This window comes from Adhaeribacter aerolatus (assembly GCF_007991635.1).
Lineage (GTDB): Bacteria > Bacteroidota > Bacteroidia > Cytophagales > Hymenobacteraceae > Adhaeribacter > Adhaeribacter aerolatus.
On sequence record NZ_BJYS01000005.1, the window covers coordinates 172,199 to 194,348 of the forward strand.

Here is a 22,150-nt window from a genome sequence, read left to right on the forward strand (position 1 = left end):
ATTACGTAACGGTATTCAAAACCCCAACCTGTTATTGCATGGTTAGTAATATAATCTTCCTGTTGGTAGCTATTGCCGGTATTGGCCTTTTTGCATGGCAAGTCCGGAAAATAAGCAAGAATATAAACCTGGGCCGCGACAAGGCTATTGCGGGTAACCCGGCGGAGCGCATTAATAAATTGTTGCTGGTGGCTTTTGGGCAGCAGAAAATGTTTAAACGGCCCTGGCCGGCCATTTTGCACGCGGTGGTATACGTGGGCTTTCTGGTAATAAATATTGAGGTGCTGGAAATATTAATAGACGGCATTTTCGGTACACACCGGGTGCTGAGTTTCCTGGGACCCGTTTACAGCGCCTTAATGGCCGTGAACGAAATATTGGCTTTCCTGGTAATAATAGCCTGCGTTATTTTCCTGGCCCGCCGCAATATTACCAAAGTGCCCCGCTTAGCCCGCGGCCCTGAGATGCGGGCCTGGCCCAAGCTGGATGCCAATATTATTCTGGTGGTAGAGATTGTGCTGATGCTGGCTTTGTTTGCCTTTAATATTGCCGATTTAAAAATGTACGCGCAGCGCGGCGAAGAACTGGCAGGCAGTTTTCCGATTAGCCAATTATTTGTAAATATTTTTGGCAGCGATACAGCTACGCTGGAAGTAATCCGGGCGACAGGCTGGTGGATACATATTCTGGGTATTCTGGCTTTCCTCAATTATTTGCCCAGCTCCAAGCACTTCCACATTATTATGGCATTCCCCAACGTATATTATTCGCGCCTGGAGCCCAAGGGCCAGTTTACTACCAACGAGAGTATTACCCATGAGATAAAGGCCATGCTGGACCCCAGCTACCAGGTGCCGGTACTGCCCGAAGGAGTTGAACCGCAAAAGTTTGGGGCGAAAGATGTAGAAGACCTGACCTGGAAGCAACTAATGGATGCCTACACTTGTACCGAATGCGGCCGCTGTACCGATGTTTGTCCGGCTAATATTACCGGCAAGTTGTTGTCGCCGCGCAAAATTGTAATGGATACCCGCGACCGGCTGGAAGAGAAAGGTGAACATCCGGCAATATTCCGGCCCAATCATTATAAAGAACAAGGCGAAGAACGGGTAAAGACCACCGGAGAAAAAACGTTGCTGCGCGGCTACGTAACTCCCGAAGAACTCTGGGCCTGTACTACCTGCAACGCCTGCGTAGAAGCCTGTCCGGTAAATATCGACCAGCTTTCGTCAATTATGGACATGCGGCGGTACCTGGTGCTGGAAGAATCGGCAGCGCCCAATGCCCTCAACAGCATGTTTACCAATATCGAAAACAACGGTGCCCCCTGGGCCTTCTCCCCATCTGACCGGCTGAACTGGGCCAATAATTTGTTTATAGAAGAAAAAAGTAGTTAGCTGTTAGTTATTAGTGGTTAAAGAAATCTTCCACTACTCCATTTATCATTACTAAAACTAAAAGCTAATTACTAAAGACTAATTACTAAAAATGAAAAGACAAATAACGGTACCCACCATGGCCGATTACATGGCCCGCGGCGAAATGCCCGAAATATTGTTTTGGGTGGGTTGTGCCGGCGCTTTCGATGATCGTTATAAAAACGTGACGCGGGCTTTTGTGCGGATATTGGAACACGTGGGCATTAAATACGCGGTGTTGGGTTTAGAAGAAAGCTGCACCGGCGATCCGGCCAAGCGGGCAGGCAACGAGTTTCTGTTTCAGATGCAGGCCATGACCAATATTCAGGTACTCGATGGCTACGGCATCAAAAAAATTGTAACGGCTTGTCCGCATTGTTTTAACACCATCAAAAACGAATATCCGGCATTAGGCGGTAATTACGAGGTTATCCACCACAGCACGTTTTTGCAGCAACTCATTAACGAGGGCAAAGTACGCCTGGCCGATGGCGGCAGCTTTAAAGGAAAGCGCATTACCTTCCACGACTCCTGCTACCTGGGGCGGGCCAATGGCATTTACGAGGCGCCCCGCGAAGTAATTGCTGCTTTGGATGTAGATTTAGTAGAAATGAAGCGGAGCCGGGCCAATGGTTTGTGCTGCGGTGCAGGCGGTGCCCAGATGTGGAAAGAGCCCGAACCTGGCCGCAAAGACATCAACATCGAACGCACCGAAGAAGCTCTGGCTCTGGAACCTGCCATCATAGCCTCGGCCTGTCCGTTTTGTATGACGATGTTATCAGACGGGGTTAAGAACAAAGACCGGGAACAGGATGTACAAGTATTTGATATTGCTGAATTGATTGCTTCGGCCGAAGGACTTAATGCTTAAACTTATTGTATAACAGTAGACCTGCTACGGGCTGCGCCAAAATATTCTTTTTGATAACCTGAGTACCAATAAAGAAGCTTTAATATTATTGGTGCTGTAATGGTTAGTTATATAAAAAGAGGCTTAAACCTTTAATTCTTTTAGACTTTCACTGCAATATGCTTTCTGGTTCGAGCAATATTTGCCGCCATTGGCGGTATTATCACCGCCAAATATAAAGGTTCTGTCAAACTACTTTCTGGCGAAAACACGCAGCAAGAGTAGTGGTTCCAGCTAATCTATAGAATATTAAACAGCTTCTCTGGAGAATTCTACTTCATTCGCTCGTTAAACGAAATATTTTTAATCAAATAGAACCAGTACCACCGGCGATGAATTAAATCAAACCCATTATCCGGAATATAGGATAACCGCTCTTCATCAAACTTCGACAATGTAGCGGTGCGGCTTTTCCCGAATAGGCTACGCTCCTGAATTAAATCGCCGGATCGGAAAAGAATAATTTTGCGCTTGTAATACCATTTTGCGAAAGCGAAGCCAATTATTAGAAAGAGAACTAAAGCGAAGAAGAAATAAAAATTCATAAACTACTTGCGGGTTAAGTACTTCTATTAGCAATTAGCAGCCGGGCGCTACTCACTTCCTGAACAACTTGGCTCCTATGCTCTTGCATTAATTAATTTATTTAGCTGGACTCTCGGTTATAAAAGCAATCATTCGCAAGGGTCCACCGCTGCCACCTTTTATTTTCAGGGGCAAAGCAATTACCTGCGCGCCCACAGCAGGTACCTGGTCCAGGTTAGCTACATTTTCGAAAGCGGGTATATTCTGCTCCATTAGGGCTACATGGCTACCGTAGTTCTGCGATTGCCCGAAATCGATACTGGCCGTATCAATACCTACGGCTTTTATCCGGCGGTTTTGTATTAGCCATATTGCTGCTGCCGGAGCCAGGCCCGGAAAGTGGAGCGCGGCGACGCCGGCTGCGCCCCGCTTATCTGTTCCCAAATATTTAGTTGGATCGGGCCAATATTTTCCAAACTCAGTATACAACAACACAATACTGCTATCCGGTATGCGGCCATGCTGCGCCTCCCAATCCAGCAAATCTCTTACGGTAATCTGGTAATCGCGGTTGGCAGCTACACGGCCGGATATATCTATTTTTACGGCCGGGCCAATTAATTGGCTTAAAGGAATCTGGTCTACCGTTCTTCGGTTTTCTGCAAAGTGAATAGGCGCGTCGAGGTGTGTACCGCCATGTTCTGAACCACAGAAATTAAACGCCGAATAATAATAGCCTTTTTCTGTTCGGCCCGCCGCCACCGTATCCAGCCGAAAAGGTTCTGAAGTAGGCCAGGTAATTGTTTGGGCCGAAAGGTCGTACGATAAATCTATCCACTGTCCCGCCGGGAAGTTGGTTGATTGGCTGCAGCCAACGCCTAATAACCAGATGATGAATACAATACAGGATGATAAAGTTTTCATAGGCTTTCGGTTAAATTTCAGTTCAGTCGGTTAAGAGGCCCCTCCCGCGCCGCAACTGGCCAGTATCTAACCAGCCAGCGGCTTCTTTAATTTACCATAAAAAGCAAGTATTTACAACTTACAAGCTAACCCGAGGCTATAATTGCCTGAGCAGGCTTGCCTAGTTTTTATTTTTATAGAATAATTGTTCGCCTAAGCCGGCTACTTCCTGCTTGTCTGCTTTAAACTGGTTATGTTCGTAAATAATCATGTTCAGTAAAGCCGCTCCGGCTTTAGGCACTTCGTTTACCACATCATTCATAACTGAACCTTGGGCCACATTATTCCGGTAAATAACGCCAAACATAAATGGCCCCTGGGTAGCTACTTTTTTGCCGCCGTTCGGGAAAGCCCAATTCTTAATGGCCCACCGGCAGTTTATAAATTTATTATTCAAATACAGGTGGAAGAAGTTAGGATCGTGGCCGATATTATGCTGAATGGCAAAATTGGCAATGCCGGCCCGTAAACTTTGCAAAGTATTTTCAGCTGCTATAAAATTCAGCACGCCGCCAAAGGGCTCAATGCCGGCAGCAGCGGTATGCTCCTCCGACATTACCGCCCGGGTTTTGCCATCCAGAAAATTCTTATAAACCACAATGCGGTCGTGGAAATCGCCGATTACCAGATAGCTGCTGGCATCGGGCACCACCCGCCAGGGCTGGTGCAGGGTAATGACGCCATTTTCGTTCCGGATAATACGCCGGGATTGCCCAAAACCTTTCCCTTTGGTGATAACCGCATATTGAATATCAGGAACTTTCTGATCGTAGCCTGCAATAGTAACCGTATTTTCGGTAGCTGCCTTCACGAATCCAGCCCATTTACCTTCCCCGCCTTCCCACATAAATTGCTCACCCGAGTTCTGGTCCGGGTCTTCGCCGTGCCGGATAGGGTTATGCGCCGGCCTAACGGTTAAGTCGGTGGTAGTATTTTGGCCCAAGTAGGTGTTCCGGCAACTGCCCCAAATACCGTTGCCGGTAAAAAAACGCCCTTTGCCCCACCCGGCGCCACTATCCAGGTCGCGGTTGTCTAAATCCTGACAGGTATTGTGGGTTAAGCTAATGCCCACCCCGCCCCAGCTATGCAGGGCCATATCGGTATCGTTGGTTAGTTTAAAGCTGTTGCCATCGTAAAATAACTGCGAGCCCTTCCCTAAAAACGACGATTTGCCAATAAACTCACACCCGCTAAAGAAAATATACCGGCAGTTGTGTAAATCAAATAAATCGTAGCCCTGGCAAGAGAAACCCACGTTTTGAAATTTTACCTGGGTACTGTGCCGCATAAAAAAAGGCTTGTCAGCGGCTCCTCTAAAATTCTGGTTGGTATCGAAAGTTAAATTACTTACCCAAAAGTTTTTTACCGCACCCGAAAGCATGCCTTGCGCCGATTTAGAAAAGCTGGCCGCACATTTTATAAAGGTTTTATCTTGGCCGGCGCCGCGCCACCTGGCATTGGCACTAGCCGGTAAATAATCGCTGATATAATACGTACCGGCCGGAAAAACTACTGTAGCTCCCGGGGCATTTTTAGCGGCATCAATGGCTTTCCGGATGGCAGTTGTGTTGGCTTCCGGCGAAGCAGTAGGCGAAGCACCAAAATCCCGCACGTTCAATTCTTTACCCGTAAATTTAAATTCTTTTTTTACGGTAAGTTGCTGGGGAGCGGCCCAGCCAAAATTACTGCCTTGCCCGTTATATACCCATACTTCGTATTCGCCGGGGGGTACAACAGCTGGTATTATAAAATCTACTTTGTAAGGATTAACTTCTTTTACATTGGCCCAATAGCCTTTGCCGTTATTCGAAGTCAGGTAAACGTAAGCTGCCAAAGCTCCCCGGCCATTGTTCTGGGCCAGATTGCACCCGTACACCGACGTAGTTTGCCCCGGACTGGCTGTGTCGGGTCCCACCCACCAAGTTTCGGTTTTGTTTACGGGCACCGGCAAGCCGTAACCCGCTTCATTAACCGGCCACAACAGGTACATCTGCCATTTGGGTAAATCTTTGGGCAACGTAATAATGGCCCGATCGGGTAAAATCCGCTGAATAACAGCATCTTTTATCTGGTCGTGGGCATACACCACAAAGCGGGTATTCTGGGTAAAATTTACGCCCGTCAGCACCACCGACTCATCGGGGCCGGCAGTTCGGGTCCATTCAGCAATTTCAGGAGTATTAATACCGGTAGTTTGGGGTGCTGGAGGAGTAAAAGGTTTACCCGGTGTGACTGGCGTCGGCTTAGGCTGGCTTACTTTTAAAGTTGCCGGATAGGTTTTAGTTTTCTGTAAAGTAATATTGTTCTCTGTTCCCGTCTCGGCGCAGGCGGCAAAAGAAGGTTTTACCAGCGAATCAGCGCCAAAAGTATTAGATTGTTTTGGTATAACCGGCGAAATGCCCGGCAATAAATTAGCTGCTGCAAACTGCGGTTGTAAACTAAAATCTGTTTTTTCTTTTGCCATTATACCTGTTAAAACCTGAAGATACCCTATATATTATAATATTAGCAAATTAAAATATTATAGCCAAATACAGACTACAGAAGCTATCCTGCTGGTGGTGCCTGGACCTGTTCCCTTCTAAGCCGCCTTCTAAAAAGGAATATTCTCCGGTTTATTTCGCCGGATTTATACCTGCCAGCTTAAAAAAGGCGGTTTTACGGAGGGTATTTTCCGTATTTATTCCGGAACGCCTTTCGGTAACAAGCGTACTACTTTCGCAGGTGTTTTAACAAAAATATTCCCGTTGTAACTTTAGTTTATCATGATAGAGAATTTTGCAATTGTAATCCACGGCGGCGCCGAAGACAAAAGTCGTGCAGAAATAGGTCCGGAAAAAGAGGCTGGTTACCGGAAAGGCCTGGCCGATGCCCTGGAGGCCGGTTGGAATATTTTAAATAATGGCGGCTCGGCGGTAGAGGCTGTAGAAGCGGCCGTCCGGAGTATGGAAGACAACCCGTTATTTAACGCAGCCCGGGGCGGGGCTCTTACCATAGAAGGAGAACATCAATTTGATGCGGCTATTATGGATGGGAAAACGTTGCAGGCCGGCTCGGTTGCCGGCGTAAAAAGTGTAAAGTACCCCATTAGCCTAGCCCGAGCCATTATGGAGCGCAGCGAGCATGTAATACTCAGCGGTGAAGGGGCCAAAGCATTTGCTAAAAAAGAGAAGCTGGAGTTGGTGCAAAACGATAGCTATTTTACCACTGCCGAAAAGGTAGAAGAGTTAGAAAAAGAAAAAGAGCAAAAACTGGAAGAGGTGACAAAAGACACCGTAGGGGCGGTAGCCCTGGATAAGCAAGGCAATTTGGCAGCGGCCACGTCTACCGGCGGACTGACCGGCCAGCACAAAGGCCGCATTGGCGACAGCCCGTTAATTGGCTGCGGAACTTATGCCAACAACGAAGTTTGCGCGGTTTCATGTACCGGCGACGGCGAAAGTATTACCCGGGCCGTTATTGCCCACGAAGTTTACGCCCTGATGAAGTACAAAGAATTACCTATTGCCGAAGCAGCCCGGCAAGCCCGCGAAATGTACCACGATAAAATAGAAAAGGATCGCAACCTGGTGGCCATTGACCCGCAAGGCAATATTGCGTTGGAGTACGAAACCCAATTAATGTTTAGAGGCTACCGCCAAAACAATCAGGAGCCTTTCGTAGCCATTTGGGAAGACTAGCACTAAACGTAAGCAACAGGAGAATAACGAACACCTGCAGAATAGGCAACCGGTACAAACAGGTTATTGCGGTGCGTTAACTATTCGATAAAATTTTAGGGAGCACTGGCGGCATCGGTGTCACGGCAATACCGTTGAATATCTCCCATAGCGGACTGATAGCCCAGGTTGAAAGCTTTTTCGAAATTCTGGCAGGCCGCGGCGGTGCTGTCAATTTCTACCTGCACTTTACCAATCAGGAAATAGACCCGGGCATTTTCTTTATCCTGCCTTAATACTTGCCGGTAATCTTGTAGCGCCGCATTATTCTGCAACGTAAGGTAATAACTAAAGCCCCGGTAATACAAAGCATCTTTGCGCATGGCGGCTTCCGGTAAACCTAATCTCAGGCTTTGGGTAAAGTCTTTAATGGCCTCCGGAAACTTATTTAACAGGCGGGCCCGTAGCATGCCCCGGTCGTAAAAAGCCTGGGTAAAATTTCTGTTAATTTGAATAGCATTGGTTAAATCTGCCTCGGCACTAGTATAATTCCGCAGTTCCTGAAAACACTTGCTTCGCAGATAATACATTTTAGCGGTTTTTACCTCGGCATTCTCAATAGTAGCGTCTAAATCGGCCAGAGCAGCCGGGTAATCCTGCCGCACCTCCATTTCAATATACGCCCTTTGCATATAAGCCGCCGCGTAAGAAGGTTTAAAATAAATAGCTTCGGTTAAATGGGCGTGCGCCGAACTCCAGCGCTCCTCTCCTATTTCAACAAGGGCCTTTTCGTAATTATCTACTGCGGTCACGTGGTCCATTATTAGTTTCAGAATAAGACTGAAAATAATGATGCCGCCAAATATGGACCCAACAATGTACCAGTCTTTTTTAATAAACTGCGATTGGGGAATGGGGCGGTAATGCCGTTCCGAAACCGAAGAAGGCCGGCGGACCGGGCCCTGGTAGCGGTATTGCTGATGCCCAGCTTGCTGGTGCATTTTTAACTGCAGCAAATATTGCAATTTCAGATCGTAAGCAGCACGTTTATGCGGGTCCGACAAAACCTGGTAGGCTTCGTTTACCTGTTTAAACTTTTCTTCAAAATAAGTGTTCCCCTGGTGTTTATCCGGATGGTACTGGATGGCCAGCTTTTTATAAGCCAGCTTTATCTCCCGTACGGTAGCGGAGGCCGAAACACCCAGAGTATGATAGTAATTCAAATGCAAGAAGGTATAACCTGGAACTATTAAATATTTTTAATTACGTAAAAACTCAGACCATCTGTTTTCTTTTTCGTAATACAATTTTTGAATATTATAGTATTTATCTAATATATTCTAAAACCCATAAACCTGTTTGTTAACGAACCTGTAAAATATATTATAATGTTCCCGAATTTTTAAATAAAAGAAATAAAATTATGATGAATGAAGAAAAAAACTCACGAACGGATAGCATGATAAGCAACCTGATGGGGTATATTGATACGCGCCTCGACCTGATAAAGCTGGAACTGCAAATGAAGTTAAAAAGCGGCTTTATTGGTTTGTTGCACGCTATTCTGTTAGGTTTTGCCGCCTTTATGGCGCTCATCTTTTTTAATATCTTCCTGGGTCTGTTACTGAATGACTTACTCGACAGCCCTTTTTGGGGATTTGGTATTTTAACGCTCTTTTACGTAGTTTTACTCGTAATTCTGGTAATGGGCGTCGATAAAAAGGTATTCCAGGGCATTGCCGATAAAACCTTTGACAATACAATTTATAAACACGATAAACGAAACGAGCCACTATGAGCGAACTGAACAATCCCCTGTTTGAAGATCAGAAAGAATTCCTGGAGCGACAAAAACAAGAATATAAAAATGCTTTGCTGAATGATGTAACGGATCTGAAGCAGCAATCGCAGAAAATAGGTAAAACTGTGCTGATTGCTGGCGGCGCCCTGGCAGGCGTTTGGTTGGTAAGTACGATGTTTCGAGGTAAAAAAAAAAGCAGTAAACGTCTGAAAACCGGCAAGGCCCCCTTATTGCTAAGTCCGCCGGCTTACAAGTCGGCCGATGACGTGGTACAGCCGGATGGCAGCCTGAATTACGCCGATGCGCTACACCAGGCACCAGGTAATATTAATACCACCGCCGAGTATGCCAAAGCACATACCACGCAAACCCATGAGCCTTCTGCCCTGGTAGATATTGCCAATGCTTTTTTCCAGTCGGATATGGCGAAGGCGCTTACGCAGCAATTAACGGCATTTTTACTGGTATATCTTACTAAAAAAGCCGAAGAATACCTGCAAGAACCTAAAAATAGCGATATTGCTGTTTCGAATGAACCCGAAACCAGAGATATTGATTTCTCCTACCACGAAGAGGATGCCGTTTAGCCTTTTAGATCAGAAACATACGCCTAAAAATACAACCGGACGGAAAGCCTTTGCCGTCCTTCTGGATCCAGACAACCTTGACGAAAAGGGTTGTCTGGATTTAATTCAGCGTTGCAACACCCACGCCGTAGATTATATATTAGTAGGCGGCAGCCTCGTAACGCAAACCAATCAAACCGCCTTAATCCGGCTCATTAAAAAGAATACGGCTATTCCGGTAATATTATTTCCGAGCAGCACCCTGCATATAGATGTGCAAGCCGATGGTATTCTGTTTCTATCGCTTATTTCGGGTCGCAATCCTGAGTTTTTAATTGGGCAACACGTTATTGCCGCCCCCCTGCTTAAAGCCAGCAAGCTTAAAGTTATTCCTACGGGTTATATGCTGGTAGATTCGGGTCGGCAAACCACGGCATCTTACATGAGTGGCACCACTCCTTTGCCTTACGATAAGCCTGCTATTGCCGCCAGCACCGCTTTGGCTGGTGAGTTGCTGGGCTTACAGGTAATTTACCTCGATGCCGGTAGCGGCGCGCAATATCCAATTACGCCCGAAATGATTGCAGCTGTTAGGCAATCCATTAATATACCTTTAATCGTAGGTGGTGGCATAAATAACGTTCAAAAAGCGGCTGCGGCTTTAGCTGCTGGTGCTGATATTATTGTGGTAGGTAATCATATAGAAAATGACCCCATATTTATAGGTAAAATAGCTCAATTAGTGCGGGAGTATAATAATGAAATAGCGTTATAATCAGCTATTTTAATGTTTTTACGTTCGTATCTATACAATATTAAAACTTGTATATATTTACTTTGTTTTCATCTGTCCGGAAAACCTGATATAATAATAAAGTCCTAAATATATATTTTTACTATTCATGCTTTAATTATATATTTTATTTGAAAAAAAAATATTTATTTTTTTTAGCTATGTAAAACAAAAAGCCCCGGCCATAAGACCAGGGCTTTTTGTTAATAAATTTCGCCTTTTCTATTCATTCATTGCCGACTCCCGGCGTCTCATCTTACCGGCCGGTATACCAAACATCATCTTAAAACGACGACAAAAGTAAGCGGTATCTTTGTACCCAACTTCTTTGCCAATTTCGCGGATGCTCTTTTTGGTAGTACGCAACAGGAATACGGCCCGCTCCATACGTTGATACTCGATATAATCCTGCGGATTAATACCGGTTAGCATTTTAAAATATTGCCCTACGTAATCTTCAGAAACGTTAGCAACATTCGATAATACTTTATTCGATAGGTCCCCGCCAATATTTTCTTTAATGTAGTTGAACAGGTCTATCAAACGCGGATCCTTAAAGTAAGTACTGTTGGTGGCCAACTGCTCCACAAACATTTTGTTCCGTAAGATGTAACGAACAATTTCTACTACAATATTCTCGGTGTAAATATTTATTAGGCGTTCTTTGCCCGGTAAATCCTGCATACTCTCCTCAATAACCTTGATTATCAGGTTAGCAAGTTTAGAATTTCCCGAAATTAAAAAAGCTGGCACATCCAGCGACGCAAAGAAGTTAACAGAATCAAACACTTTTGCTTCAAAGCTCACCAAACTATGGCTGTCATCCGCATCGCCGATTAAGTCTAATTCGTTGTTGCTCTTAAAGAATTTATCACGGTTGGTAATTAAATCGTCGTTCGAAATAGTACGCCCATCTAATTCGCCGTAATAAACTTTAGTGCTGCGCCCACCTGGAATAAAGAGCATTTCGCCTTCTTCAACAACCTGTTGTTCATCGCCGAAAGCAATCATGCCTTTATGCAGTAATATAAGATTGTTCCCTACATCATAAAAGTTACGCACCATAAATGGCTGTTGCAGAACTTGGTTCTTAGATTTGATATATCGTACGCCGAGCGACTCAATCACCTTATTGTAATCTTCCATGATGTTTTAAATTTATTTTTTTCCCTTAAAGTTATATTTTTCGATGTAAAGCTACCACAATTCTTTTAATAATTCAAATTAAATTGAAGAATTTTCACAATAGCGAGTTTTTACACCTAATTTACAGTTAACAGAATACTCCAACATCCCAAATTTTTCTTATTTTAAAATTTCTCTCGAAATTACAATTTTCTGAATTTCAGAGGTTCCTTCGTAAATTTGGGTTATTTTGGCATCGCGCATTAACCTTTCTACGTGGTACTCTTTTACGAACCCGTAGCCGCCGTGTATCTGCACCGCTTCTATGGTAGTTTCCATAGCTACCCGGGATGCATAAAGCTTAGCCATAGCCCCAGATTTAGCGTAATCACGACCGGCATCTTTATCTGAAGCCGCCTGCAAACATAACAAACGGGCTGCCTCAATGTTTGTAACCATTTCGGCTAATTTAAACTGAATTGCCTGGTGCTGAGCTATTTCTACGCCAAAGGTTTTACGCTGCTTGGCATAGTTAAGCGCTAGTTCATACGCGCCCGAGGCAATACCCAGGGCCTGCGAGGCAATGCCAATCCGGCCGCCATTTAGCACACTCATAGCAAATTTAAACCCAAAGCCATCTTCGCCTATCCGGTTCTCCTTCGGCACCTTCACATCCGTAAACATTAACGAATGTGTATCGGAGCCGCGTATACCCATTTTATTTTCTTTTGGTCCGATTTCAAATCCTGGCATGTCGCGCTCCACAATCAGGGCGTTAATTCCTTTATGCCTCAGTTCGGGATGCGTTTGAGCAATAACCAGGTAAACCGAAGCCGTGCTACCGTTGGTAATCCAGTTTTTGGTGCCATTCAGTAAGTAATAATCGCCTTTATCTTCGGCGGTGGTGCGCTGCATGGTCGCATCCGAACCGGCTTCGGGCTCCGACAAACAGAAGGCCCCGATTATCTCCCCGGCCGCCAAACGGGTTAAATATTTCTGCTTTTGGGCTTCGGTACCGTATTTCTCCAGGCCCCAGCACACCAGCGAATTATTAACCGACATAACCACCGAAGCCGAAGCATCTACTTTAGATATTTCTTCCATAGCCAGCACATAAGAAACGGTATCCATGCCGCCGCCATTGTATTCCGGACTCACCATCATGCCTAAAAAGCCCAACTCTCCCATTTTTTTTATTTCTTCCGCCGGAAACTTCTGGTGTTCGTCGCGTTCTATTACACCCGGCAGCAACTCAGTTTGGGCAAAATCACGGGCTGCTTCCTGTACTGCCAAATGTTCTTCCGTAAGCTCGAAATTCATAGGACTCTCTATATTTAGGTAGACGTTAAGTTAAGTGCCTGAAATTTAGCAAAGTAAATATTAGTATGCAAGCATACCATTAAAACGCTTACGTATAGCTTAAAGTACACTATATTCACAAAAAAGCGCTGCATCCGATATTATTCAGATGCAGCGCCTGTTAAGTTTTATTTAATTGGTAAAGGTTATTATTCGCGCCGGCCGCCACCCAGTAATAAAGAGGCATAGTACAGCAAAGATGCCAATGAACCAAGCGCTGCCACTACGTACGTCATAGCCGCCCACTTAAGCGAATCTTTCGCCATAGCATGCTCCTGGGTGGTTACAATACCGCGGGTATCCATCCAGGCCAGTGCCCGGCGGCTGGCATCAAACTCAACCGGTAAGGTAATAAAGCTAAACAAAGTAGTTAAGGCAAACAAAGCCACCCCAATTGCCAAAGGAATCAGCGTAGTCTGAATCATAATAATACCAATCAGCAGTATCCATTGCATGTACCGCGAAGCCACACTCAGCGCCGGCACCATGGCCGACCGGAATTTAAGCATGCTGTAAGCTGTAGCGTGCTGTACGGCGTGACCACATTCGTGGGCCGCTACGGCTGCCGCAGCAGCACTCCGCGAAGCGTAAACCCCTTCACTCAGGTTAACTGTTTTGTTCGTTGGGTCATAATGGTCAGTCAGCATACCTTCGGTAGAAATAACCCGCACGTCGGTAATATTATTGTCGGCCAACATCATTTCGGCCACTTCTCTACCACTTAAACCCGAGCGCAAACCTATTTCGGAATATTTCCGGAATTTACTTTTTAGTGTCCAACTCACCGCCATGCTCGCCAGCATGAAGATGATCATAATTATATATATACCACCCATTTTCTTTTATCCTTATTTAATTATCGTCTTATTTTATCTACTATTCCTGATGTTGAATACCCTTTTACGAGCGGAATGGTTTTAACTTCGCCGCCATTTTGTAAAACGATGTCATGGCCCACTATATTTTCAAGGGCGTAATCATCTCCTTTTACCAATATATCGGGCATTACCGCTTTAATAAGCTCGTAAGGCGTTTCTTCATCAAATAATACTACGGTGTCTACAAACAATAAGGATGCCATAATACGGGCACGTGACATTTCGTCTTGCAAGGGTCTTTCGGGGCCTTTTAAGCGGCTTACCGAGGCATCGGTATTAACGGCCACCAGCAATTTGTCACCCAATTGCTTTGCTTTTTCTAAATAATCAATGTGCCCCAGGTGCAGCAAATCAAAGCAGCCGTTGGTAAAAACCACGCACAGCCCTTGAGCCTTCCAATCGTTTACCTGCTGCACCAGTTCAGAACGGGTCAATATTTTATCGATGGATTTCATTGGGCGTGGCAACAATATTTATAACAGTATTGGGGTTATTCTTTTTTGATAAGCTAATAATGAAACTAATACCACCCAGCAACACGACCATCAGGGTTTGGGAAGTATGATTAATAAGGGCAAAGGCCATTCCGGCTTCCTTGGCTACGCCGTATAACAGCAACGTATTAGTCACCATCATGTGGAACACGCCAATACCGCCCTGCACCGGCACACTCATGCCTAAGCTACCAATAACCAACACCGCAAAAGCCGCCATCGGGCTTAACCCAGCCGTAGCGGGCAAGGCAAAAAAGGACAAGTAACCCATCAGGTAATAAGTAAGCCAGACAAACAAAGTGTGCGCAATAAAAACCGGTTTGTTATCTAATTTGGCAATGCTAAATATACCGTTCAGAAAACCTCTTACCAACGCTTCTACTTTAAGGTAAAACTTGTTTTGCCGCAGGCTATTCAAGAAAAATACCAGTGTAATTATTAAAGCTAACCCTCCTACTACAAACAATCCTACTACCACATAAATAAGGGTACTATTCTGCTGCACGGAGTTATAGCGGTCGGTAAGTAAACCCAGAAAATACGTGTGCAAGCGGTCGAACTCCACCATAAAGGCAATTCCCATCAGCGATAAAAGCATGACCATATCTATTAACCTCTCGGTAATTACGGTGCCAAACGAAGCCTGAATTGGAATATCGCTACTTCTTTTAAGAATCGAACACCGGAATACTTCGCCCATGCGGGGCAAAACCAAATTAGCCAGGTACCCAATCATCATGGCGTGGTAAGTATTAGTAAAAGTTACTTTTGGGTTTATTGGCTGTAGTTGCATTTTCCAGCGGTAAGCCCGGCTCAGAAAACCCGACAGAGCAATAGTAAGCGATAATCCCAGCCAGTAAAAATTAGTCTGATATAATTGCGCCCGGAGCAAATCAAAGTTTATACCTTTTAGGGCATACCACATTAAAAAAACCGACAGGCTTAAAACCACTACATACTTAACAATATCCAGCAGTTTTTTTAGTAGTGGGCTCATACTAATCGGTTATGCTGATCGGGAAATACCAGGGTGGGCTGGTGTTCTTTGGCTTTACTGAATTCTATCTGGCAGTAAGAGAATATTATCACCACATCGCCCACCTGTACTTTGCGGGCCGCCGGGCCGTTGAGGCAAATAGTACCCGTACCGCGCGCTCCTTTTATTACGTACGTTTCAAAACGCTCCCCATTATTTATATTTACAATGGTAACTTTCTCGTTTTCCACCATATTGGCGGCATCAATCAGGTCTTCGTCAATCGTTACGCTTCCCACATAATGCAGCTCCGCCTGTGTAACTTTTACTCGGTGTATTTTAGATTTTAAAACCTCAATTAACATGTGCTTCTATTAAAATAAAACACAAAGGTAGCTAATTTTACATTAGATTATGCGCCTGTAACAGGCTCCTAACTAAAACTGCTACGGCATCAGGCATCAATAACCAGGTTATCAATCAGGCGCACTTCGCCTACAAAAGCCGCAATACATAAAGCAATATTTTTCTTGTTTTCGAGGTTATGTAACGGTTGCAGGGTCTGGCTATCGGCAATTTCAAAATATTCGAGGCGGATGATTTCGTAGGGACTTAAATATTCCTGAACAGTTGCTTTGACCTCTGCCACCGATTGCTGCGCCAGGCTTTGTGCGGCTAACTGGAGCGCTTTGTACAAATGCGTAGCTACCTGCCGCTCGGCCATCGAAAGCCGGTGGTTGCGCGACGACATCGCTAATCCGTCCGGTTCCCGCACAATGGGGTGGCGCACCAGTTCCAGGTCGAAGCTTAAATCCGTTACCAGGCGGTTAATAATAGCAAACTGCTGCAAATCTTTCTGCCCAAAGTAGGCTTTGTGGGGCTTAACCAAATGAAATAATTTGCTTACTACTGCCGCTACCCCGGTGAAATGGCCGGGCCGGAACTGGCCTTCCATTACGGTTTCCAGGGTGCCAAAATCAAATTTTAATCCCAAGGCTTCAGTATACATTTCGGCCACTTCGGGGGCAAACAACACCTCGCAATTATTCTGCGCTAAAACGGCCGCATCGGCTTCCAGCAAACGCGGGTATAATTTAAAATCTTCGGCATTATTAAACTGCGTGGGATTCACAAAAATACTGCAAACAGTAACATCGTTTTCTCGGGTCGCCGTCCGCAATAATTGCAGATGACCTTCGTGCAAAGCACCCATGGTAGGTACAAATCCGATGGTTTTACCGGAACTACGAATCTGTTCGGTTTGTTTCTTTATAGCAGCTGCGGTAGAAATTATTTGCATGTAAATGGTTTAAAATTAAACATTAAAGGGCCTAAAAGGTATATTTTACCGAATAAAATTGAAAGTATGATAAAAAATATGTAATTTTGTGCTGCCGAATTTTGTGCCTTATCTAAACCTTACTTTTCAAGTCTATGTCTAAACTTAGAATCTTATACGCTGCCACCGAAATCAATCCTTTCTTACAAACCACAAAAGTAGCGGAATTCCTGAGAATGCTGCCCCAGGCCATGCAGGAAAGAGGCATGGAAATACGGATTTTTGTCCCGCGTTTTGGTTTGATTAACGAAAGAAAGAATCGGTTGCACGAAGTAGTAAGACTATCCGGAATAAATATTGCGGTGGGCGAAGAAGAAAAACCGCTTATTATTAAGGTGGCCTCTATTCCAAATGCCAAACTTCAGGTATATTTTATCGACAACGAAGACTATTTTCACCGCAAGTCCGTTCTGGTAGACAAAGACAATAAATTCCATGCGGATAACGACGAGCGGGCCATCTTTTTCTGCAAAGGCGTGCTGGAAACGGTAAAAAAATTAGGCTGGCAACCCGATATTGTACATTGCAACGACTGGATGACCGGTCTGATTCCGATGTACCTGAAAACAACTTATAAAAAAGATCCGATTTTTAAAGATGCCAAGTCTATCTTTACGGTTTACAACAACAAGTTCGACCATAAATTTGATGGCGACCTGCTGGAAAAAGTAAAAATGCTGGATATTGAAGACAGCATGCTTACCGGTCTGCAATCGGCCGACTTTGAAGGTTTTGTAAAAGTAGGTATGGAATATGCTGATATGGTAGTGAAATCACACGAAGATGGTTTCTGCGACAATATCAACGCTTTGTTTACCGATTTTACCAAAGCCCGCGAGGTTAGCGCTGATACGGACGAAAACTTTTTAGATTCTTACTACAACCTTTACAATGAATTGGCCAACTAGGACCGCTTTCTTTTTTACATTTTCTCTATTTGCCTTTTTTTCTTGTGAAGAACCCGGTGAAATTGGTTTAGATATTGATAATACTAAATTAGGGACTGCTTTTACTGATACCCTAACGGTAAAAGCATCTACTATTTTAGCCGCCGACTCTATTGTAGCCCGCAACCGGGGTTACCTCTTAACCGGTAGTTTTTCTAATGCGAATTTTGGTACTGTCTCGGCCAAATCGTTTCTGGAAGTTGGCATTACTTCGGGGGCTGCTTTCGAAGATGCTGCCAATGCCCGTATCGACTCTACGGTGCTGGTGCTCGATTACAACGAATCTTTTGGCGATACTACTCAGAACCTGACAGTTAATGTGCATAAGCTGCAGCAAGGCTTCCGCGATGATGTTACGTACTTTATTAACAGCACTTTGCCGCACGAGTCAGCGGTAATTGGGTCGGCCACCTTTAAGCCCACTCCCCGCAAAACCATCCGGAAAGTATTAACCAATACTACCGTGAATGCCTCTATTCCGGTGCGCATTCGCCTGACACCCGCTTTTGGTGCCGAGATGCTGGCGCAAAGCGGCAAAACAGCGCTCTCTAATCCCACCGAGTTCCTGAAGTTTTTACCGGGTATTGCGCTTACCGGCGGCAATAATGCCAAATCAGCCTTAGGTTTTACCTTTTCTGATAGTACTTACTTTAAAATTTATTATACCGCCGGCAACAAAAAGCTGCAGTACAACTTTATTATCAGCAGTACCAACAACAGGTTTAGCCAACTCGCAGCTGATCGCAGTAATTCGCCGTTAGCAGTTTTGCAGAAGCCCGGCGATTCTATCTCGGCTGTTAATACCGGCAACACTGCTTTTATGCAGGAATCGGTTGGTATTAAAACCAAGCTTACTTTTCCTTATTTAAATAAATTTAAGCAGGCCTTGGGCTCTGTAGCTATTAACCGTGCCGAACTGGTTATTCCGGTTAAATCTGCAGCGGCTTTTCCGCCATCGCCGTATCTATATTTATTCGAAACAAACAAAAGCAACCGGATTGTGCGGCAGAATGGGGTACCTGTTGGTGTTCCGGCCAATGGTTCTAGCTTGGCAGGCTTTAGCCAGCCCGCCGCGGCGGCTTATAGCACCACTACCCAAACTTATACGGTAAATATTACCGCTTACCTGCAGGCAGTGCTTTATAATAGCCGCGTAAACGGCCGCCTGGTACAAAATCACGGCCTGATATTGTCGCCGGCTGCAACGGCCCAGCTAACCAGTTTAGAGGCATTGTCCATGCAATCGTTAAACCAGACGTTAATAAACCTGGCACCTAATACCCCAATTAAGCTACGCGTTTACTATTCCACCAATCAATAAATCACCCGGAGTTCTTAGACAATAAAACATTTATATTTCTAACCAAATATTCCATCTAACAAACTTGATATGTGCGGAATTGTAGCATACATTGGGCATAGAGAAGCGTGCCCGATCATTATCAAAGGTCTAAAACGCTTGGAATACCGGGGCTACGACAGTGCCGGTATTGCACTTTTAAACGGTGAATTAAACGTTTACAAGAAAAAAGGCAAAGTAAGCGACCTACAGGCATTTATTGCCGATAAAGATACCCATAGTCATATTGGTATGGGCCATACTCGCTGGGCTACCCACGGCGAACCCAACGACTCTAATGCGCACCCGCATTATTCCAGTTCGGGCCGGATTGCCATTATTCATAATGGCATTATCGAAAACTACGCCTCCTTAAAAACGCTATTACAATCCAAAGGCTTTACTTTTTACAGCGATACCGATACCGAGGTATTTATAAACCTGATTGAGGATATCCAGAACGAAAACGGCTGTACCCTGGAGGAAGCGGTACGGTTGGCGCTGCACGAAGTAGTAGGAGCTTATGCCATTGTGGTACTTTCTAAAGAAGAGCCCAACCAACTGATTGCTGCCCGGAAAGGCAGCCCTTTGGTAATTGGCGTAGGTAAAGATGAGTTCTTTCTGGCTTCGGATGCCACGCCTATTATTGAATATACCAACGAGGTGGTGTATGTAAACGATTATGAGATTGCTGTTATTAAAGATGGTAAGCTCAATATTAAAACCCGCGAAGACGTTCCGACTACGCCTTATATCCAAACCCTGCAGATGGAACTGGATTCCATCGAAAAAGGCGGGTATGAGCACTTCATGCTGAAAGAGATTTTCGAGCAACCTCGTTCTATTCACGATAGCATGCGGGGCCGGTTAATTGCCGCCAATAACCATTTAATTATGGGTGGCTTTCGGGAGTACGAAAATAAATTTATAAATGCCAAGCGCATAATTATAGTAGCCTGCGGCACCTCCTGGCATGCTGGTTTGGTAGCCGAATATTTAATTGAAGATTTAGCCCGCATTCCGGTAGAGGTTGAATATGCCTCGGAATTCCGTTACCGCAATCCGGTTATAACCGAAGGCGATATTGTTATTGCTATTTCGCAATCCGGGGAAACAGCCGATACTTTAGCTGCCATTGAACTGGCCAAGTCGAAAGGAGCTACCATATTCGGAATTTGTAATGTGGTGGGTTCTTCTATTGCCCGCGCTTCCGACGCCGGCGCTTATACCCACGCTGGTCCGGAAATTGGCGTAGCCAGTACCAAGGCATTTACCGCCCAGGTTACGGTGCTCACGCTGCTGGCTATGATTATTGGCAGCAAACGCGGTACCATCGAAGATAGCAAGCTGCGCCAGCTCATGATTGAACTGGAAAATATACCGGCTAAAGTAGAGAAGGCACTGGAACTGAACGAGAAGATTGTAGAGATTTCGGAAGAGTTTAAGGATGCGCCCAACTGCCTGTACTTAGGACGGGGTTATAACTTCCCGGTTGCATTAGAAGGCGCCTTAAAGCTGAAAGAAATTTCCTATATCCACGCTGAAGGCTACCCGGCCGCCGAAATGAAACACGGCCCGATTGCCCTCATTGACGAGAACATGCCGGTAATTGTAATTGCTACCCGCGATAGTTCTTACGAAAAAATTGTATCGAATATTCAGGAAGTAAAAGCCCGCAAGGGCCGCATTATTGCCATTGTTACCGAAGGCGACCAGGTAATTCCGGCCATGGCGGAGTACGTGATTGAAGTACCCGAAACCAGCGAATTCCTGACACCATTGGTATCGGTAATTCCGTTGCAATTACTTTCTTACCATATTGCTGTAATGCGGGGCTGCAACGTAGACCAGCCGCGTAATTTAGCCAAATCGGTAACAGTAGAGTAAAACTTTTTACGTCCTACGTTTTGAAATAAATAAAAAGGGAAGCGTTAATGCTTCCTTTTTTATTGTGCCCCCTGATACTCTTGCAAATATTTCTTCTTCAGCAGCGGGCAGATTTTATACCGCTCATCGTGCGTATCGGCGTACAAGGCTTCTAATAATTTATAAATATTGCCAAGTCCTATTTTTTCAGTCCATTCAAAAGGCCCGTACGGGTAATTGGTGCCTAATTTCATAGCAAAATCAATATTAGCCGTAGTAGCTGTATTCTCCTGTAATGTGTAAAAAGCTTCGTTAATAATCATAGCTAATACGCGCGGCGTTACCATTCCTACGCGGTCATCCACCGTTAAATATTCAGTACCAAGCTGGGCACAAATTTCCTGCAAAATTGGTTTATCTGCTTCTTTTAACATAGTAACCTCCAGGTAGGGCCGGTTCAGAAAAGTAGGCCAGCCATTAAACCCAAACAGCGTACAGGCTAATTCGGTCTGAGCATCATACACCAGTTGCGCCAACGATGAAGTAACAGCCTGACAAAAAATAATTAAGCCTTTCCGATCCTGGTACAACCGGAGCCTGTCCGGATTATCGCTCAGAAAAAAATCAAAAACCACCTGCGCCTCTTTTAAATTATTCCGAATTTGGTTGTAGTCTGTTGCAAAAATATAATCATGGGGAGCCGTAAACTTCAACGCAAACTCCGGTTTAATTTCGGGCGGTGCTACAACAACTATCTGCATTTTACTGTACATTTAGGCCTTAAATTAAAGATAAAAACTAATTAGCTATGCCTCATACTATTATCAATTCCGTTTATGCCCCCGCTCCTATTGGTCCTTATAGCCAGGCTGTTCTGGCCAATGGTGTTTTGTACGTTTCCGGTCAAATTGCTTTAGATCCGGCTTCGGGCCAACTGGTACAAGATAATATCGAAACTGAAACCCACCAGGTGATGAAAAACCTGCAAGCCATTTTACAGGAGGCTGGTGCCGGCTTTGCCCAGGTAGTAAAGTGTACTATTTTTGTAAAAGACCTGAATAATTTTGGGGCTATTAATGGCGTGTATGGCAGCTACTTTGGTCAGAACCCGCCGGCCCGCGAAACTGTGGAAGTAAACCGTTTGCCGAAAGATGTAAACGTAGAAATTTCGTGTATGGCCGTTTTAGCTTAA

At 44.9% G+C, this 22,150-nt stretch carries 22 protein-coding genes; 10 read left to right on the forward strand and 12 right to left on the reverse strand.

Annotated features, from left to right (window positions below):
* The first annotated feature begins 38 nt into the window (after positions 1-38).
* Together AAE02nite_RS05480 and AAE02nite_RS05485 are read left to right on the forward strand one after the other, a co-directional pair.
* Entirely contained in the window at positions 39-1,397 is a 1,359-nt protein-coding gene (locus AAE02nite_RS05480; protein WP_146895720.1) for a 4Fe-4S dicluster domain-containing protein, read from the forward strand.
* Between the two features lie 118 nt (positions 1,398-1,515).
* Entirely contained in the window at positions 1,516-2,289 is a 774-nt protein-coding gene (locus AAE02nite_RS05485) for a (Fe-S)-binding protein (protein WP_146895795.1), read from the forward strand.
* A 311-nt stretch (positions 2,290-2,600) separates the two neighbouring features.
* Here AAE02nite_RS05485 and AAE02nite_RS05490 read toward each other — a convergent pair whose 3' ends face one another.
* From AAE02nite_RS05490 to AAE02nite_RS05500, 3 genes are all read right to left on the reverse strand, one after another.
* Positions 2,601-2,873 carry a hypothetical protein gene (locus AAE02nite_RS05490; protein ID WP_146895722.1) on the reverse strand — a complete coding sequence of 91 codons (273 nt, stop codon included), beginning with the start codon at positions 2,871-2,873 and terminating at the stop codon, positions 2,601-2,603.
* A 97-nt stretch (positions 2,874-2,970) separates the two neighbouring features.
* Entirely contained in the window at positions 2,971-3,777 is an 807-nt protein-coding gene (locus tag AAE02nite_RS05495) for a cyclase family protein (protein ID WP_146895724.1), read from the reverse strand.
* A 160-nt stretch (positions 3,778-3,937) separates the two neighbouring features.
* Positions 3,938-6,280, reverse strand: coding sequence for a glycosyl hydrolase family 28-related protein (locus AAE02nite_RS05500; RefSeq protein WP_146895726.1), 2,343 nt, complete (start codon positions 6,278-6,280; stop codon positions 3,938-3,940).
* 301 nt (positions 6,281-6,581) lie between these two features.
* Between AAE02nite_RS05500 and AAE02nite_RS05505 the strand changes: the two genes are divergently transcribed.
* The gene (locus AAE02nite_RS05505) at positions 6,582-7,496 is read left to right on the forward strand and encodes an isoaspartyl peptidase/L-asparaginase family protein (protein WP_146895728.1); all 915 of its coding nucleotides are present in this window, start codon (positions 6,582-6,584) and stop codon (positions 7,494-7,496) included.
* A gap of 95 nt (positions 7,497-7,591) precedes the next feature.
* Here AAE02nite_RS05505 and AAE02nite_RS26910 read toward each other — a convergent pair whose 3' ends face one another.
* Positions 7,592-8,698, reverse strand: coding sequence for a tetratricopeptide repeat protein (locus AAE02nite_RS26910; RefSeq protein WP_307725524.1), 1,107 nt, complete (start codon positions 8,696-8,698; stop codon positions 7,592-7,594).
* Positions 8,699-8,898: 200 nt separating this feature from the next.
* Here AAE02nite_RS26910 and AAE02nite_RS05515 point away from each other — a divergent pair, with 200 nt between their 5' ends.
* The 3 genes from AAE02nite_RS05515 to AAE02nite_RS05525 are packed head-to-tail and all read left to right on the forward strand — an operon-like array spanning position 8,899 to position 10,617.
* A complete protein-coding gene (locus AAE02nite_RS05515) occupies positions 8,899-9,273 on the forward strand; it encodes a phage holin family protein (RefSeq protein ID WP_246150812.1) in 375 nt (124 codons plus the stop codon).
* Positions 9,270-9,863 (forward strand): hypothetical protein, encoded by a 594-nt coding sequence (locus AAE02nite_RS05520; protein ID WP_146895732.1) that lies wholly within the window; start codon positions 9,270-9,272, stop codon positions 9,861-9,863. Before AAE02nite_RS05515 ends, AAE02nite_RS05520 begins: the two co-directional genes overlap by 4 nt.
* Positions 9,853-10,617 carry a phosphoglycerol geranylgeranyltransferase gene (locus tag AAE02nite_RS05525; protein ID WP_146895799.1) on the forward strand — a complete coding sequence of 255 codons (765 nt, stop codon included), beginning with the start codon at positions 9,853-9,855 and terminating at the stop codon, positions 10,615-10,617. The genes AAE02nite_RS05520 and AAE02nite_RS05525 overlap by 11 nt, the downstream gene beginning before the upstream one ends.
* Positions 10,618-10,857: 240 nt before the next feature.
* On the opposite strand, the gene AAE02nite_RS05530 is transcribed toward AAE02nite_RS05525, so the two are convergent.
* From AAE02nite_RS05530 to panC, 7 genes are all read right to left on the reverse strand, one after another.
* The gene (locus AAE02nite_RS05530; protein ID WP_146895734.1) at positions 10,858-11,781 is read right to left on the reverse strand and encodes an AraC family transcriptional regulator; all 924 of its coding nucleotides are present in this window, start codon (positions 11,779-11,781) and stop codon (positions 10,858-10,860) included.
* Between the two features lie 159 nt (positions 11,782-11,940).
* Positions 11,941-13,080, reverse strand: a complete 1,140-nt coding sequence (locus AAE02nite_RS05535; RefSeq protein WP_146895736.1) for an acyl-CoA dehydrogenase — start codon at positions 13,078-13,080, stop codon at positions 11,941-11,943.
* A 188-nt stretch (positions 13,081-13,268) separates the two neighbouring features.
* Positions 13,269-13,955, reverse strand: a complete 687-nt coding sequence (locus AAE02nite_RS05540; RefSeq protein ID WP_246150814.1) for a zinc metallopeptidase — start codon at positions 13,953-13,955, stop codon at positions 13,269-13,271.
* A 20-nt stretch (positions 13,956-13,975) separates the two neighbouring features.
* The gene (gene rfaE2 / locus AAE02nite_RS05545) at positions 13,976-14,452 is read right to left on the reverse strand and encodes a D-glycero-beta-D-manno-heptose 1-phosphate adenylyltransferase (protein ID WP_146895739.1); all 477 of its coding nucleotides are present in this window, start codon (positions 14,450-14,452) and stop codon (positions 13,976-13,978) included.
* Positions 14,436-15,488, reverse strand: coding sequence for a lysylphosphatidylglycerol synthase transmembrane domain-containing protein (locus AAE02nite_RS05550; protein ID WP_146895741.1), 1,053 nt, complete (start codon positions 15,486-15,488; stop codon positions 14,436-14,438). Before AAE02nite_RS05550 ends, rfaE2 begins: the two co-directional genes overlap by 17 nt.
* The gene (gene panD, locus AAE02nite_RS05555) at positions 15,485-15,832 is read right to left on the reverse strand and encodes an aspartate 1-decarboxylase (RefSeq protein ID WP_146895743.1); all 348 of its coding nucleotides are present in this window, start codon (positions 15,830-15,832) and stop codon (positions 15,485-15,487) included. Before panD ends, AAE02nite_RS05550 begins: the two co-directional genes overlap by 4 nt.
* Positions 15,833-15,921: 89 nt before the next feature.
* Entirely contained in the window at positions 15,922-16,767 is an 846-nt protein-coding gene (gene panC / locus AAE02nite_RS05560) for a pantoate--beta-alanine ligase (RefSeq protein ID WP_146895745.1), read from the reverse strand.
* A 134-nt stretch (positions 16,768-16,901) separates the two neighbouring features.
* Here panC and AAE02nite_RS05565 point away from each other — a divergent pair, with 134 nt between their 5' ends.
* From AAE02nite_RS05565 to glmS, 3 genes are all read left to right on the forward strand, one after another.
* Complete coding sequence (locus AAE02nite_RS05565; RefSeq protein ID WP_146895747.1) at positions 16,902-17,714, forward strand: glycogen/starch synthase; 813 nt, start codon at positions 16,902-16,904, stop codon at positions 17,712-17,714.
* On the forward strand, positions 17,698-19,074 hold the full coding sequence (locus AAE02nite_RS05570; protein ID WP_146895749.1) for a DUF4270 family protein: 1,377 nt from the start codon (positions 17,698-17,700) through the stop codon (positions 19,072-19,074). Before AAE02nite_RS05565 ends, AAE02nite_RS05570 begins: the two co-directional genes overlap by 17 nt.
* 69 nt (positions 19,075-19,143) lie before the next feature.
* Complete coding sequence (glmS, locus tag AAE02nite_RS05575) at positions 19,144-20,979, forward strand: glutamine--fructose-6-phosphate transaminase (isomerizing) (RefSeq protein WP_146895751.1); 1,836 nt, start codon at positions 19,144-19,146, stop codon at positions 20,977-20,979.
* Positions 20,980-21,038: 59 nt separating this feature from the next.
* On the opposite strand, the gene AAE02nite_RS05580 is transcribed toward glmS, so the two are convergent.
* Entirely contained in the window at positions 21,039-21,719 is a 681-nt protein-coding gene (locus AAE02nite_RS05580; protein WP_146895753.1) for a 3-hydroxyacyl-CoA dehydrogenase family protein, read from the reverse strand.
* Positions 21,720-21,766: 47 nt separating this feature from the next.
* Between AAE02nite_RS05580 and AAE02nite_RS05585 the strand changes: the two genes are divergently transcribed.
* Positions 21,767-22,150 carry a RidA family protein gene (locus AAE02nite_RS05585; protein ID WP_146895755.1) on the forward strand — a complete coding sequence of 128 codons (384 nt, stop codon included), beginning with the start codon at positions 21,767-21,769 and terminating at the stop codon, positions 22,148-22,150.

Excerpts from the sequence above, each read along its gene's own strand:
- AAE02nite_RS05490 (WP_146895722.1), bottom strand. The coding sequence starts at position 2,873 with ATGAATTTTTATTTCTTCTTCGCTTTAGTTCTCTTTCTAATAATTGGC.
- AAE02nite_RS05550 (WP_146895741.1), bottom strand. The coding sequence starts at position 15,488 with ATGAGCCCACTACTAAAAAAACTGCTGGATATTGTTAAGTATGTAGTG.
- AAE02nite_RS05515 (WP_246150812.1), top strand. The coding sequence starts at position 8,899 with ATGATGAATGAAGAAAAAAACTCACGAACGGATAGCATGATAAGCAAC.
- AAE02nite_RS05495 (WP_146895724.1), bottom strand. The coding sequence starts at position 3,777 with ATGAAAACTTTATCATCCTGTATTGTATTCATCATCTGGTTATTAGGC.
- rfaE2 (WP_146895739.1), bottom strand. The coding sequence starts at position 14,452 with ATGAAATCCATCGATAAAATATTGACCCGTTCTGAACTGGTGCAGCAG.
- AAE02nite_RS05580 (WP_146895753.1), bottom strand. The coding sequence starts at position 21,719 with ATGCAGATAGTTGTTGTAGCACCGCCCGAAATTAAACCGGAGTTTGCG.
- AAE02nite_RS05535 (WP_146895736.1), bottom strand. The coding sequence starts at position 13,080 with ATGAATTTCGAGCTTACGGAAGAACATTTGGCAGTACAGGAAGCAGCC.
- AAE02nite_RS05505 (WP_146895728.1), top strand. The coding sequence starts at position 6,582 with ATGATAGAGAATTTTGCAATTGTAATCCACGGCGGCGCCGAAGACAAA.
- glmS (WP_146895751.1), top strand. The coding sequence starts at position 19,144 with ATGTGCGGAATTGTAGCATACATTGGGCATAGAGAAGCGTGCCCGATC.
- AAE02nite_RS05525 (WP_146895799.1), top strand. The coding sequence starts at position 9,853 with ATGCCGTTTAGCCTTTTAGATCAGAAACATACGCCTAAAAATACAACC.
- AAE02nite_RS05530 (WP_146895734.1), bottom strand. The coding sequence starts at position 11,781 with ATGGAAGATTACAATAAGGTGATTGAGTCGCTCGGCGTACGATATATC.
- AAE02nite_RS05585 (WP_146895755.1), top strand. The coding sequence starts at position 21,767 with ATGCCTCATACTATTATCAATTCCGTTTATGCCCCCGCTCCTATTGGT.
- AAE02nite_RS05570 (WP_146895749.1), top strand. The coding sequence starts at position 17,698 with ATGAATTGGCCAACTAGGACCGCTTTCTTTTTTACATTTTCTCTATTT.
- AAE02nite_RS05565 (WP_146895747.1), top strand. The coding sequence starts at position 16,902 with ATGTCTAAACTTAGAATCTTATACGCTGCCACCGAAATCAATCCTTTC.
- AAE02nite_RS05480 (WP_146895720.1), top strand. The coding sequence starts at position 39 with ATGGTTAGTAATATAATCTTCCTGTTGGTAGCTATTGCCGGTATTGGC.
- AAE02nite_RS05540 (WP_246150814.1), bottom strand. The coding sequence starts at position 13,955 with ATGGGTGGTATATATATAATTATGATCATCTTCATGCTGGCGAGCATG.
- AAE02nite_RS05500 (WP_146895726.1), bottom strand. The coding sequence starts at position 6,280 with ATGGCAAAAGAAAAAACAGATTTTAGTTTACAACCGCAGTTTGCAGCA.
- AAE02nite_RS05485 (WP_146895795.1), top strand. The coding sequence starts at position 1,516 with ATGGCCGATTACATGGCCCGCGGCGAAATGCCCGAAATATTGTTTTGG.
- AAE02nite_RS05520 (WP_146895732.1), top strand. The coding sequence starts at position 9,270 with ATGAGCGAACTGAACAATCCCCTGTTTGAAGATCAGAAAGAATTCCTG.
- panD (WP_146895743.1), bottom strand. The coding sequence starts at position 15,832 with ATGTTAATTGAGGTTTTAAAATCTAAAATACACCGAGTAAAAGTTACA.
- panC (WP_146895745.1), bottom strand. The coding sequence starts at position 16,767 with ATGCAAATAATTTCTACCGCAGCTGCTATAAAGAAACAAACCGAACAG.